Source organism: Streptomyces sp. NPDC055025 (genome assembly GCF_053608565.1).
In genome coordinates this window covers 1-13504 of record NZ_JBSGVS010000019.1, presented here as the reverse complement: position 1 = coordinate 13504, position 13504 = coordinate 1, and the positions used below count along the sequence as shown (strand labels likewise).

Sequence of the window (13504 nt, the reverse complement as noted above, 5' to 3'; positions counted from 1 at the left end):
CACACCATCCCCACACTCCGTGCGGAGCACCAGCACCAGCACGAGTACCGGTGCCGGCATCTGCATCAGCACCGAGCACCATCGAATGGCGCGGAACACCGCAGAACACCGTCAACGCCGTACACCGGAAGGGAGTTGCCCTTCCGGGACGGTGTTCTGCCGGGAGACCGCCGGCGTCCCCCTATACCGTGTTCTCGCTCCCCAAGCGACTTCTGGCGTCTGTAAGACGGCGGTGAGTGATCCAGTCCGCGCGGGGTAGTCCCCAGGCATCGATTGGTCGATGACCCGCTCAGCGCGCCCGGAGCCACCGGTGCCGCCGGCTCCATGGGTGCGGGATCCAACGGGGATCCGTGATCACGTACCCGCGCGTCCGGTCGATTGTTGTTCCTTCAACTTTGTTGTGCGGGATGTCATCGACGAGTCAGCGCGTCTGTTGTGTCCCCCGAGATCCGAGGAGACCTTGATGCTGGATCAGGCCGATCTCATGGGTTTGTCCAGCGCTCTGGTCGGCCGTGCCCGTGAGCTGCGGGTGCTGACCCGCCACGCCGAGGCCGCGCGCGCCCGGCGCACGGGTCTGGTGCTTCTGTCGGGACCGGCCGGTATCGGGAAGACGAGCCTGCTCCGGGCCTTCCTGAGGAGCGAGGCCTGCCGGAACATGGCGGTGCTGTACGGCTCCTGCCGCCAGGTCGTGAGCGGCGCCGGATACGGCGGCGTGCGGGAGCTGTTCGGCTCCCTCGGTCTCAGCGGCGAGGACGCCAGGAACTCACCCCTGCTGCGCGGGCTCGCCCGGCGCGCGCTGCCCGCGCTCACCTCGGGACCCGCCGACGACGCGACGGCGGGCGCCGGTGCCTCCGGTGTCTATCCCGTGCTGCACGGGCTGTACTGGCTCGCGGCGAATCTGATGGCGGACCGCCCGCTCGTCCTGGTCCTGGACGATGTGCAGTGGTGCGACGAACGCTCCCTGCGCTGGGTCGACTTCCTGCTGCGGCGCGCCGACGGTCTGCCGCTGCTGGTCGTGCTCGCGCAGCGCGGCGAGGCCGAGCCCGTCGCGGCCGCCGCCCTGGCGGACATCGCCGCGCAGCACGGTCCCACGCCGCTCCGGCTCGCCCCGCTGACCATCGAGGACGTGGGGGAGATGGCACGTCAGATCTTCCCCGCCCCCGTCGGACCCGTCGGACCGGGCTTCGTCGAGCGCGCCGCCGCCGTCTCCGGCGGCAACCCCTTCACCCTCAGCCGGCTGCTGGGCGAGCTGCGCGCCGAAGGCGTCCGGCCCGACGAGAAGGGCGAGCGCAGACTCGCCGAGGTGGGCGGCCAGGTGATCACCCTCTCGGTCGGCACACTGCTGGAGCGGCAGCCGCGCTGGGTGCGCGAGGTGGCCAGGGCGATCGCGGTCCTCGGCGAGGAGTCCCCCGATCTCCTCTCCGCGCTGGCCGGTGTGCCCGCCTCACTCGTGGCCGACGCCATGCTCGTGCTGCGGCGTGCCGAACTGCTGGCGCCAGGACGGCCGGATCTGGTGCATGACGTGGTGCGTTCGGCCGTGCTCGAACCCATGGGCGCGCGGGCGCTGGCCGAGCTGCGGGCCACGGCGGCACTCCTGCTGAGCGACGCGGGCCGGCCAGCCGAGGATGTCGCGGGACTGCTGATGCTGCTGCCCGCCGTGACCCAGCCGTGGATGCCGGGAGTGCTCCGCGAAGCCGCGCTCCAGGCCGAGAGCAGGGGCGCGCCCGAGGCCGCGGTCCGGTATCTGCACCGGGTGCTGGAGGTGGAGCCGCACAGCGTGCGGGTCCGCGTCCGGATGGCCACATCGCTGGCGGAGATCAACCCGCCGGAGGCCATCCGGCTGCTGGAGGAGGCGCTCGCCAGGGCCGGTGACATCCGTACGAGGGCGATGGTCGCCGTGCGGTACGGCATGACGTGTCTGGCCGTACAGCAGGCGCCGACGGGGGTCGGGGTGCTGGAGGAGGTGCTGGCGGCCCTGGAGGCCGAGCTGCCGCCCGGACCCGATCCCGCCGACCGCGAGCTGCACACCCTGGTCGAATCGGTCCTGCTGATCATCGGCGCGGACGAGAAGGCGACGGTCTCCGCGACCAGGGACCGGGCGGCGCGGCTGGCCGTGCCGCCCGGCGACACCCGCGCCCAGCGGCAGAAGCTCGCGATGATGACGGTACTGACCGCGATGGACGGCCGCTCCGCCGAGCGGACGGCCGAACAGGCCCGCCGGGCCATGAGCTTCCCCGGAGCCGAGCTGGAGAGCTGGTCGCTGATCGCCTCGTCGTTCGCACTCGGCCTCGCCGATGAGGTGGGCGAGGCCCTGGACGCGCTGGACGGTCTGCTCCAGCGCAGCCAGGAGACGGCCGCCGTCTGGACCTATGTGCTCGGGCTCTCCGCCCGTGCCTTCGTCCTGCACAGCGTGGGCGCCGTCCCGGACGCGCTGGCCGACGCCCAGACGGCGATCGAGATCATCGGAGAGGAGCGGTGGGGCGACAGCGCCGCGATGCCGCAGATCGCGCTCGCGACCGTGCTGCTCGACCGCGACGAGCCCGAGCGCGCCGAGGAACTGCTCCTCGGGATCAAACGGCCACGTCTGGACCGCTTCGTCATCGAGTACCACTGGTATCTGATGGCCCGCGCCCGAGCCCGGTGGGCGCTCGGCGACCGCGAGGCGGCCCTCGCCCTCTTCCTCGACTGCGGCGACTCGCTGGAGGAGTCCCGGTTCACCAACCCGGCGTTCCTCCCGTGGTGGGCGGAGGCGGCCTCCCTACTCGCTTTCATGAACCGGGCCGACGAGGCCCGGGAGATCACCGAGTACGGCGGCGAACTGGCCGCCCGATGGGGCACACCGCGCGCGCTCGGTCTCGCGGCTCTCGCCCGGGGTGTGATCACTCCCGGCGCGGCCGGCATCGAGCTGCTCACCGAGTCGGTCCGGATGCTGGCGGGCTCACCGGCCAGGTCCACACACGCCCAGGCCGAATTCCTGCTCGGCCGCGCGCTGTTGAAGACGGGCGACCACCGGGGCGCCCGCGAGCATCTGCGTACCGCCACCGACCTCGCCCAGCGCTGCGGCGCGCTGGCCCTCGCGGGGACCTCCCGCAAACTGCTGGTCACCGCGGGCGGCAGGATGCGGAAGATGAGCGCCTCACCGCTGGACATGCTGACCGGAATGGAGCGCAGGGTGGCCGGTCTCGCCGCCTCGGGAGCGAGCAACCGCTCCATCGCGGAGTCCCTCTTCGTGACCGTACGCACCATCGAGACGCATTTGACCAGCGTCTACCGGAAGCTGGGGGTCGGCCGGCGGACCGAACTGGGCGCCATTCTGCACACTCCGGACATCCCTGATGGACAACCTCCCGGCTGGGTAATCGAGTCACGCTGGCGACGCTGAAGCGAACTGAGCGAGGCGGTGCGCGTGACTGGCCGGAACGACAAATGTCCGAGCGCGCGGTCCACGGAGTGGACGTACGGTCCGGACACCCACGGCGATGAGATTCCGCTGTTCGAGCGCAGGCCCGAGCAGACGGTGCTGCGTTCCGTGCTCGCCGAGCTGAGCGGCGGGCGCGCGGCGATCGTGACCCTCACCGGAAGACCGGGACACGCGCAGAACGCCCTGCTGGGCTGGGCCGCCAGGCTCGCCGGGGAGAACGGGTTACGGGTGCTGCGCGCACAAGCCGCCCCGGCCGAGCGCGAGCTGCGGTACGGCGTGGTCGTCCAGCTCATGACGGCGTTGTACGGACCCGCCCCGGCGAGCGCTCCGGACACGGTCCGGGCACCGGCGAACGGGCGGTGCCGGCCGGACGGGCCCGCGCCGATGACGGACGGTCCGCGGTGGACGGGCGGACCGGAGTGGACGGACGGTCCGGCGCTACGGGACGGTCAGGTCCCGCGCTCCCTGCGGGCCTTGACCGGATGCGCCGCACACGAGGACGCGCACGAGAACGCGCACGAGAACGCACACGGTCCGACCCCGGCACAGCCTCATCCGGTTCCGGGACTCCATGGACTTCTGCGTGCCGCGCGCACCGCGCCGACACTGCTGGTCATCGAGGACACCCAGTGGCTCGACCCCGCCTCCCGGCACTGGCTGGAGACACTGATCCGGCGGCTGACCCCGGACACACCGCTCACGGTCATGGCGAGCGGCAGCGCGCTGTCCGCCGGCGGCCCCGACTGGCTGAGCGCTCTCCCCCCGGCCCCGGTGACCGTGAAGCGGCTCGTGGTGCACGGCCTGAGCGAGGGCGGTGTCGCCGCGGCGGTACGGCTGGTCTGCGGCGCCCCCGGCGACCAGCGGTTCGTCCGGGCGGCCAGGACGGCCACCGGAGGCAACCCCACCGCGCTGCACGAAGTGCTGCGGCGCTTCAGCGGCCACGGCCATGAACCAGTCGCCGCCCGGCTGTCCGAACTGAAGGCGATCGCCGCGGCGGTCGCCAGCGACCTCGTCACCCACGCGCTGAGCGGTCTGCCCGCCGAAGTGACCACGCTCCTGCGGACGCTGGCGGTCTGCGGCGATCTGCTGCCCTTCTCGCTCGTGTGCGCCGTGGCCGGACTGCGGCCGGCCGTCGGCCGGGACCTGCGCGCGATGCTGGAGGCGGCCGGGCTCATCACCTCCGTGGGGATGAAGGCCCCGATCTGCCCCCTGGTGAAGGCCCGTCTGCTGGAGGACATGCCCGCCGGCGAACGGGCCGCCCTCCACTCCAGGGCCGCCGAACAGGCCCACCGGGCATCCGTGAACGACGAGGACCTCACCCATCTCCTGCTCCGCTCGCCACCGCTGGGCTCCTCCTGGGCCGTCCCCGTACTGCGCCGGAGCTTCGCCGCCGCCCTGCGCGCCGACAACCACGACAACGCCGTCGCGTGTCTGACCCGCGCGCTGCGCGAGCCGCTGGAGCCGGACGGGCGGGCCCGGCTGAGCCTGCGACTGGCCGCCGTCGAAGCGGTCCGCTCACCCGAGGCCGGTGACCGCAGGCTGGCCGAACTCGTACGCGCGGGCGGCGATGTCCCGGCCGGGCTGAGGGTCCGCGCCCTCGATCTGGCGCTGGCCCGGGGCAACAGCGACGCCGTACGCAGATCCGCCGCCGAAGCGCTGCACGACACCCGTGACGCCGAACGGGACGGACTGCTCGCGCTGTTCTGGCTGGCCGACGACGCCAAGGACGACCCCGAGCCGATGGTGCCCGAGGTTCCCGCGCTCCCCGACCGCCCCTCGGAGCCCGCCCAGGCGGGGGTACGGGCCTGGCAGCTCGCCGCGCGGGGCGAGGACCGGGAGACGGCCGGGGAGCTCGCCCGCGCCGCGCTGGCCGGGGGCGGCCCCGGCGCCGCGCTGTTCCTTCCCCGGCTGGCCGCCTGCAAGGCACTGATCCTGACCGACGACTGTGTGGCGGCGGCCACCGAGCTGACCGCCCTGCTCGCCGCCGCCCGCCGCGATCACCTCCCGGCCGCGGTCGCGCGGGTGCTGACCGTACGGGCCGAACTGCATCTGCGCACGGGCATGCTCGACGCCGCGGAACGGGACGCCGAGGCCGCCGAGCGCGCGCTGCCGCTGACGAGCCGTCATCCGCTCGTCGCCCCCGAGCTGATGGCCCTGCGGATCGCCACCGCCCTGGAAGCGGGACGCCACGAGCGGGCGAGATCGCTCGCCGCCGCGCCCGCGCCCGCCGGGGCGGAGGACGGTGTGGCCTGGTCCTCGCTGCTCCTCGCCAGGGCCCAGCTCGCCGCCGTCGACGAGCGGTGGACCGAGGCGCTGGAGCTGTCCAAGGAGAGCGGCCGGCTGCTGCTGCGCCGGGGGTGGGGCAATCCGGCGCTGCTGTGCTGGCGCCCGCTGGCCGCCACGGCGGGCAAGGCACTCGGCGACCGCGCCGAGGCGGCCCGGCTGAGCCTCTCGGAGCTGACGCTCGCCCGCCGCTGGGGTACGGCGAGCGCGCTCGGGCTCGCCGAGCTGTGGGCCGGACCGATGACCGGCACGGGTGGCAGGCCGGTGGTCAGGGCCCGCGGTGCGACGCGCGTCCTGCGCGACTCACCCGCCCGGCTGGCCCACGCGTGGGGGCTCGTCCAGCTCGCCGCCGCCGAACTGGAAGAGGGAGACCGGCGGGCCGCCGCGCGTACGGCCGACGAGCTGTCCGCGTTCGTCACCGCCTATCCGTCGAGCCGGATCGCCGTGAGTCTGCGCCGGTTCGCCGAGCGGCTGGAAGAACCGTCCAGACCGTCGCCGCCCGCGCCGCCGCGCGAGTGGACGACGCTGTCGACGGTCGAACAGCGCACCGCCACCTTCGCCGGGCGCGGCCACGGCAACAGGGAGATCGCGGAACTGCTGTCGGTGAGCAGACGCACGGTGGAGCTGAGACTGAGCAACACCTACCGCAAGCTGCGTATCACCGGGCGTGAGGAACTGCGCGAGTTGGTGAGGACCATGGAAGGACGGCCGACGGATGCTTCTTGAGCGGGAGACCGAACTGGCGCATGTGAGCGCCGCTTTGAGAGCCGCCGCGCAGGGCACGTCGTCGTCGGTACTGCTGTCCGGTCCGCTCGGCATCGGAAGATCCGCCCTGCTGCGGCGGCTGCCCGGCCTCTGCGCGGGCGAGGACGTACGCGTCCTGCGCGCGAACGCCGCCCCGGTGGAACAGGACTTCCCCTTCGGGGTGGTGCGCCAGCTCTTCGACAGCCTGGTGGCGGGCGCCCCGGAGGAGGACCGTACGCGCTGGGCCCGGGACGCCGGCGGCATCACCCGGATCTTCACCGCCGACACCGTGCCCGACGCCCGTGGATACGGCGACGGCGAGGACCACACCCGTGGTGCGTGCCAGGACGGCGGCGGGGCCGCCATGGTGTCCGAGGCGATCCTGTACGGCCTCCGGCCGCTGCCGACCGGCCTCGGCGAGAACGCCCGGCTGCTCATCCTCATCGACGACCTGCAATGGGCCGACGTCCCCTCGCTGCGCTGGCTCGCCCATCTCGCCGGACGGCCGCACGGACCGCGCGCCGTCCTCGTCTGCGCGCTCCGGGACGGGGAGCCGAGGGCCCGGCACCCCCTGGTCCGCGAAGTCGCGCGGGCCGCCGCGCGGGTGCTGCGGCCCGCCCCGCTGTCGCTCGACGCCACCCGGGCCATGATCCGCGAGCGGCGCGGCGGCCCGGGGCACGAGGAGTACGCGCGCGCCTGCCACGAAGTCTCCGGCGGCAACCCGCTGTTCCTGATGTCGGTACTGCTGGGCACGGCGGCACGCGGCTTCCCGCCGACCTCGGACCACATCGGGCAGGTGCGCGCGCTGCGGCCCGCCGAGCTACGGGACCGGCTGGCGAGCCATCTGCGTACCCAGACACCTGCCGTACGCGATCTGGCCGCGGCGATCGCCGCCTTCGGCGACCACGCGGAACCCGCGCTCGTCGCGCAACTGGCCGGACTCGACGAGATCGGCTTCGGCGCCGCGCGCCGCGCGCTGGACGAGACCGGGCTGCTGACCGGCTCCCGGGAGCCGCGCTTCACCCACCGTGTCGTACGGGACGCGATCGAGTCGTCGATGACCCCGGCCGAGCGCGAGCGGTCACACGCCGGCGCGGCGGACCTGCTGTACCGCAGCGGCTGTCCGGCCGAACAGGTCGCCGCCCACTTGATGGCCGTCACCGGTCCCGGCCGCTCCTGGTCCGTACCCGTGCTGCGGGCGGCGGCCGACACGGCGCTGCGCCGGGGCGCGCCGGAGACCGCGGCCCGCTATCTGCGCCGCGCGCTGCTCGCCCACCGCGCCCAGGACACGGACCGGGCCCGGCTGCTCGTCGATCTGGCCACCGCGGAGCGGGGGTTCGACCCGGAGGCGTGCGAGCGCCATATCGTCCAGGCGGTACCTCTGCTCACCACCCCCAGGGACCGGGCCGCGGCGGCGCTGCGCATCCCGCCGACCCTGCTGGGCACGCTACCCCCCGCGACGGCCGCCCTGCTGCGCGCCGCCGCCGCCGAACTCGGCGCGCCCGCCGCCCTGGACGCACCGGCGCGCGAGCTGGCGGTGCGCCTCGAAGCGCGGCTGCGCCACCACGGGCACGAGAATCCGGGGGAACTGGCCTCGGCGGCCGAACGCCTGCGTGAGCTGGGGGAGGACCCACCGGTCGGCTCGGCCGCCGAACGCGAGCTGGTGGCCGTGCTGCTCTGCGCGGGCACACTCACCGGCCGGCTCACCGCGGCCGGGGCGGCCCGCACGGCCAACCGCGTCCTGGAACGCGAACCGGCCAGCTCCGCGGGCGCGTACACCGGAGTGCCGCTGGTCGTGATCACGCTGCTCGCCGCCGAATCGATTCGGGACGTCGGCTCCTGGCTGTCGAGCGAGCAGCAGACCCGGCGGCAGAACACGACCGGCGCCGACGGTGTGCTCCTCTTCGCGGAACGGGCGTTGGTTCTCGCCATGCAGGGCAGGCCAGGCCAGGCGCGCGAGTACGCCGAACGCGCCATGGGGCTGGCCGACGCGGACTGGCGTGAGACCGCCGTACTCGTTCTCTGCGCCGTCGCGTTCGAGCTGCGCGACCCGGTGTTCAGCGAGCGGATCCTGCTCCGGGCCCAGGCCCGCAGGCCCACGGGCCTCGCCGTGACCGTGACCCTGCGGATCCTCCAGGCATCGGTGGACGCCCAGCGCGGCCACCGCGCCAGGGCCCTGGAGGGCCTGCTGGCCTGCGGCCGTCGACTGGAGGCCTCGGGCTGGCAGAACTCGGCGCTCTTCCCGTGGCGGCCGCACGCGATCGGCCTCCACCACCGGCTCGGTGACTCACACGCCGCACTGGCGCTGGCCGAGGAGGAGCACACCTGGGCCGCGGCCTGGGGCGCGCCGACCGGGCTCGGCCGCGCCCTGCGGCTCAAGGGCTGGCTCCGCGGCGGCCAGGGCGTGCCCCTGCTGCGCGAGGCCGTCGGCGTACTGCGCGGCTCCTCGCACAGCCTCGAACTCGCCAGAACCCTGGTGCTGTTGGGCCGGCGGCTCGGCGGTGTCCCGGAGGCGGAGTCCGCCCTGCGGGAGGCGGGCGCGATCGCCGCGGCCCATGGCGCGCCCTGGCTGGTCGAGCAGGCCGAGCACGGCCTCGGTACGCCCGCCCCGCCGCCGCGGACGGCCGTGCTCACCCGCAGTGAGCGCAGAGTTGTCTCTCTTGTCGGCCGTGGCCTCACCAATCAGGAAATTGCGGGTGAACTCGGTGTGAGTTCCCGGGCCGTCGAGAAACATCTTACGAATTCCTATCGGAAACTAGGCATCTCGGGCCGGCACGAGCTGGCGGACGCGCTCCCCGCGTAGATGCGAACACATATGTGTTAACTGCATGCTACGGGCGGTGTGACCCGTGCGACGACTGCGCCCCGTGGTTCGGTCCCGCCGTGCCGGACAAACCTCAGGAGAACCTCAAAGGCGGCTCATTCGCGGGATGGGTGCCCGGTCGGTCCCGCCCGGCATGCCGGGATTTTCCCATCCCGTGTCATCGCCATTGCGGACCGAACCTTCCCCGGGTTCGACCACAGCTTTAGCCCGATGAACAGGGGACCTTGTTGACGCGTGAGCGCGCGGTTACCTAGTCTCAATTCGGTAAATGGATAACCGATCAATCGGTACAGGCCGGACCGGATACCGCAGCTATTTGACGCATAGCGTCGTTGTCAATTCCCAGAGAACCGGGGGACCCGAAAGGATGGCGGTCTCGTGGCGATTGCCGCACTCGTAGACTCGGCGCAGCTCAAACCCACCGAACTCGTACCTGACCAGCACGGGCGCGGAGGTGCCCAGCAGTTCGACCAGGCGGGGCTCTGTATGGCCTCGCTCGACCCGGCCCTGACCGTCCAGCAGGCGAACCAGGAGTTCTTCCGCCGCTTCGGCGACTCCTCGGCCGATGTCTGCGGACGCAGCTTCCGTGAGCTGGTGCACCCCAGTGTCCAGCAACCGCTGATGCGGCAGTTCTCCCGGCTGGTCGAAGGCAAACGCCAGCGGTTCGCCTCGCATGTGGTGGCCCTGGGGCCGGAGGACTCCGCGTTCGCGGGCACCCTGACGGCCGCGGCCGTCAGCGGGGAGAGCCCCGACGTGGCCGCGATCCTGGTGCTCATGCGCTCGTCGGAGAGCGAGTCCGACGCGGGCGTGCTGACCAGTCAGAAGAAGATCCTGACCGAGATCGACGCGCGGATCCTCGAAGGCATAGCGGCGGGTCTGTCGACGATTCCGCTGGCCTCACGGCTCTATCTGAGCCGGCAGGGCGTGGAATACCACGTCACCGGTCTGCTGCGGAAGCTCCGGGTGCCCAACCGGGCCGCCCTGGTCTCCCGCGCCTACTCGATGGGTGTTCTCAACGTCGGTACATGGCCGCCCAAGGTGGTCGAGGACTTCATCAAGTGACACCGCCGGGCCGCCGGGAGCGGCCTGGCGGGCCGGTTTTCCGCCCGCGCGCTCCGTATGGTCCATACGGCCGGTACCCTCCGCGCAGCCCGCACAGAACTGTGGAACCCCGTCGAAGGGTTCCGTGGCCCTGTGCGGGCTTCCGTGTTTTCTCCGGGGCGGTACGCGTGACCGTGGTCCGCTTCCACTGTTCCGTTGTCTGTTTGAGTGAGCACGGAACCCACCGCAATTGCGTTCTGAAGACCGGTTTTCCTCGTCAAGAATTCGAACACATTGACCGCCGTGTGGTTTTGCTCACCCGGAGATGTGGTTTTGCTGCCCGAATCGGTAGACGACTTTTGATTTGGCTTGACGGTCCGTCCCGGGACACCCGAAGCGGCGATCCGGTGTGCGATGCGCGTAGACGTGTTTCCCCGGGGCGGGATACGACCGGCCTTTCCCGCACATTGCCCGCTATTCCCGGGAGTGGCGGCCGAATCCGGACCGACGGTAACCGGCGCACCGCCGGCCCGTGCGTCGCCGCTCAGCCCTGGACGGCCTGATAGAGGCCACGGCCCGCGCGATGGGCCCGCGAGGAACCGACAAGGCGGTCGAGCGTGCTGCGTACGGCGTTGATGCTGCCGGGCGATTCGTCGCGCCCCAGCGCCTGCGCCACATCGCGGGCCCGGACCGGGGCGTCGGCGGAGTTGGCCAGGACCGTGAGGATCTGCTCGGTCAGACCACCGGTGGGCTGCTCCTCGACGGCGGGGACCGCCTTCTTCGCCGTACGCCGCTTCCGCTCCTTGGGAGCCTCCGCCGGTGCCGTCCGGCTCGCACGCGCTCGGGGAACCTTGGCGGAGGCGGGCGCCGCCTTCGCGTCCTCCTCGGTGTCACCCTCCGCGCTCGCGCCGGCCGTGTCGTCGTCCGTGCCGGCCGCGTCCTCGGCCGTCGCGTCCTCGGCCGTCTCCTCGGCCGCCGTCGCGGCGGACTCCTCGGCCTGCTCCCCGGCCGGGGCGCCGTCCTCCGTCCCCGACTCGGCGCCGGCCTCCGGGGACACCGCCGGTTCCGGTACATGGGGAGCGGCCGACAGCGACTGGAGCGCGGTCAGGGCGGTACGTACCGAGCCCAACCGCTCGGTGACGGCCGCCAGCTCGTTCTGAAGTGCCTGCTGTTGTGCTTCGAGCTGCGGGAGTTCGCTCAGGAGGAGCGCTGTGGTCGCCTCGATGCTGCCCGGAGTGCCGGTTACGGATGTCATGGTGTCGCCCTTTCGTTCCGGGTCACCACTTGACCCCGTCGGTGACCGCTGTAGAGCAGAGTAGGGTGTGTTGCGTTGTGGCGGCCAACAGACGGCGCGCCGTCGTTGTCATCGTGTTACCGCCGACAGCGCTGTCACGTCCCGCCGCACAGGGCCGCAGGGGCCTGCCGGGCCGCTGTCCGCCCTTGTCGGGGCCGGTCCAAGTCCGGTCGGTCTTGGGCGAGTTGCCCGTGTGTCCGGTCGTACTGGTCGTACCGGTGTTGTGCGCACCGGACCGCCCGTGGCCGTCGGCGGACGGCATTCTCAGTGCTTGCGCAACCCGTCGGCCAGAACACGCAGATAGCGCTCCGCCGCCTCGTCGGGTGCGCTGCCGGAGATACGGGCCGCGTATCCGATCCCGCACAGCAGACTGCGTATGTCGGTGGCGTCGACGCCGTCCCTGACGGCTCCCGCCGACCGCGCGCGGCGCAGCAGACCGTCCGTGAGCGCGTCCAGTTCGGCCTTGAGCGCGGCCGTGTCCGGCTGTTCGTCGGCGGTCGCCGCGAGCACCTCGCGCACTCCGTTGTGCTCGGTCTCCAGCCGTACGTGCGCGTGCAGCAGCTGCTCCAGCGCCGCCCACGGGTCGGGCTCGTCCACGGCGGCGCGCGCGATGTCCAGCAGTTCGTGGAACGGCTCCAGGGCCAGGGTTTCCAGCAGCGACCGGCTGCTCGCGAAGTGGCGGTAGACCGTACCGACACCGACACCCGCCCTGCGGGCCAGTTCATTGAGCTGGAGCGGCAGTTCCCCGCGCTCCAGCAGCGCCCGCGCCTCGACCAGCAGCCGCGCTCTGATACGCAGCGAATCCGCCCTGCGCGGCGGTGGTGTCACGGTCCTGGCCACGCTCCCATTCTACCGAATCGGATGAGCCATCCCAAAGGATGGACAATCCGCTGACCGTGCGTCCCCGACCGATTCGGGCATGGAATGCCGGGTCGGGCAGGGTGGGCCGTCCCTAGCGTGACGAGTGGAAAAGGGAAGGAGGTCCGGGGGTGCTGGAGCGGCTCAACGAGGCCATGGAGTACATCGAGCGGAACCTCGACCAGCGGATCGAGATGACCGAACTCGCGCGGATCGCCGTCACATCGGAGTACCACTTCCGACGGATGTTCTCCGCGCTGGCGGGCATCCCGCTGTCCGAGTACATCCGCCGCAGACGGCTCACCGTCGCCGGCGCCGAGGTGCTCGGCAGAGGCAGCACGCTGCTCGACATCGCGACGCGGTACGGCTACGGCTCGGGCGAGTCGTTCGCACGGGCCTTCCGCGCCGTGCACGGCGTCGGACCGGGCGAGGCCAGACGGACCGGCGCCGCGCTGCGCTCCCAGCCCCGGATGTCCTTCCGTCTCATCGTCGAAGGGAGTAGCAGCATGCGGTACCGGGTCGTGGAGAAGCCGGCGTTCCGGGTGGTCGGCAGGAAGGCACGGGTCCCTCTGGTACACGAGGGCATGAACCCGGCGCTCGTCGCCTTCATCCGGAGCATCGGGCAGGAGACACTCCGGCGGCTGGAGGAGTTGTCGGACCAGGAACCTCGCGGGATCGTCGGGGTGAGCGACAAGATCGACGACAGCCGGGCGGAGGGCACCGAACTCGACTACTACCACGGGGTGGTGACGGCGGCGCCGGTCCCCGAGGACATGGAGAGCCGTACCGTCCCCGCGGGGACCTGGGCGGTGTTCGAGAGTTCGGGTGAGTTCCCGCGGGCGCTCCAGTATCTGTGGCGGGACGTCTACACGCAGTGGTTCCCGTCCAATCCGTACCGGAGTGTGCCGGGCCCCGAGATCCTGCGCACCCGGCTGTCGCCGGACGGGAAGACGGCCGACGCGGAGCTGTGGATTCCCGTGGAGCCGGCCTCACGTTGAGCGAGCGCGGGGCGGGGGCGCGGGGCGGGGGTCATCGGCCC

Annotated in this window: 7 protein-coding genes; 5 read left to right on the top strand and 2 right to left on the bottom strand. The window is 72.3% G+C overall.

Annotation, left to right across the window (positions count from 1 at the left end; all coding sequences use genetic code 11):
• The first annotated feature begins 463 nt into the window (after positions 1 to 463).
• The 4 genes from ACWGDX_RS14400 to ACWGDX_RS14385 all read left to right on the top strand — a co-directional run bounded on the left by ACWGDX_RS14400 (position 464) and on the right by ACWGDX_RS14385 (position 10334).
• Entirely contained in the window at positions 464 to 3382 is a 2919-nt protein-coding gene (locus ACWGDX_RS14400; RefSeq protein WP_453625475.1) for a helix-turn-helix transcriptional regulator, read from the top strand.
• A 24-nt stretch (positions 3383 to 3406) separates the two neighbouring features.
• On the top strand, positions 3407 to 6430 hold the full coding sequence (locus tag ACWGDX_RS14395; RefSeq protein WP_453625473.1) for an AAA family ATPase: 3024 nt from the start codon (positions 3407 to 3409) through the stop codon (positions 6428 to 6430).
• Positions 6420 to 9251, top strand: a complete 2832-nt coding sequence (locus ACWGDX_RS14390) for an ATP-binding protein (protein ID WP_453625471.1) — start codon at positions 6420 to 6422, stop codon at positions 9249 to 9251. The genes ACWGDX_RS14395 and ACWGDX_RS14390 overlap by 11 nt, the downstream gene beginning before the upstream one ends.
• A gap of 399 nt (positions 9252 to 9650) precedes the next feature.
• Positions 9651 to 10334, top strand: a complete 684-nt coding sequence (locus ACWGDX_RS14385; protein WP_382858392.1) for a helix-turn-helix transcriptional regulator — start codon at positions 9651 to 9653, stop codon at positions 10332 to 10334.
• 523 nt (positions 10335 to 10857) lie between these two features.
• Here ACWGDX_RS14385 and ACWGDX_RS14380 read toward each other — a convergent pair.
• Together ACWGDX_RS14380 and ACWGDX_RS14375 are read right to left on the bottom strand one after the other, a co-directional pair.
• Positions 10858 to 11568, bottom strand: a complete 711-nt coding sequence (locus ACWGDX_RS14380) for a hypothetical protein (protein ID WP_453625469.1) — start codon at positions 11566 to 11568, stop codon at positions 10858 to 10860.
• A 303-nt stretch (positions 11569 to 11871) separates the two neighbouring features.
• Positions 11872 to 12447, bottom strand: coding sequence for a TetR/AcrR family transcriptional regulator (locus tag ACWGDX_RS14375; RefSeq protein WP_453625467.1), 576 nt, complete (start codon positions 12445 to 12447; stop codon positions 11872 to 11874).
• 149 nt (positions 12448 to 12596) lie between these two features.
• On the opposite strand from ACWGDX_RS14375, the gene ACWGDX_RS14370 reads away from it, so the two are divergent.
• The gene (locus ACWGDX_RS14370) at positions 12597 to 13463 is read left to right on the top strand and encodes an AraC family transcriptional regulator (protein WP_453625465.1); all 867 of its coding nucleotides are present in this window, start codon (positions 12597 to 12599) and stop codon (positions 13461 to 13463) included.
• Positions 13464 to 13504: the final 41 nt, after the last annotated feature.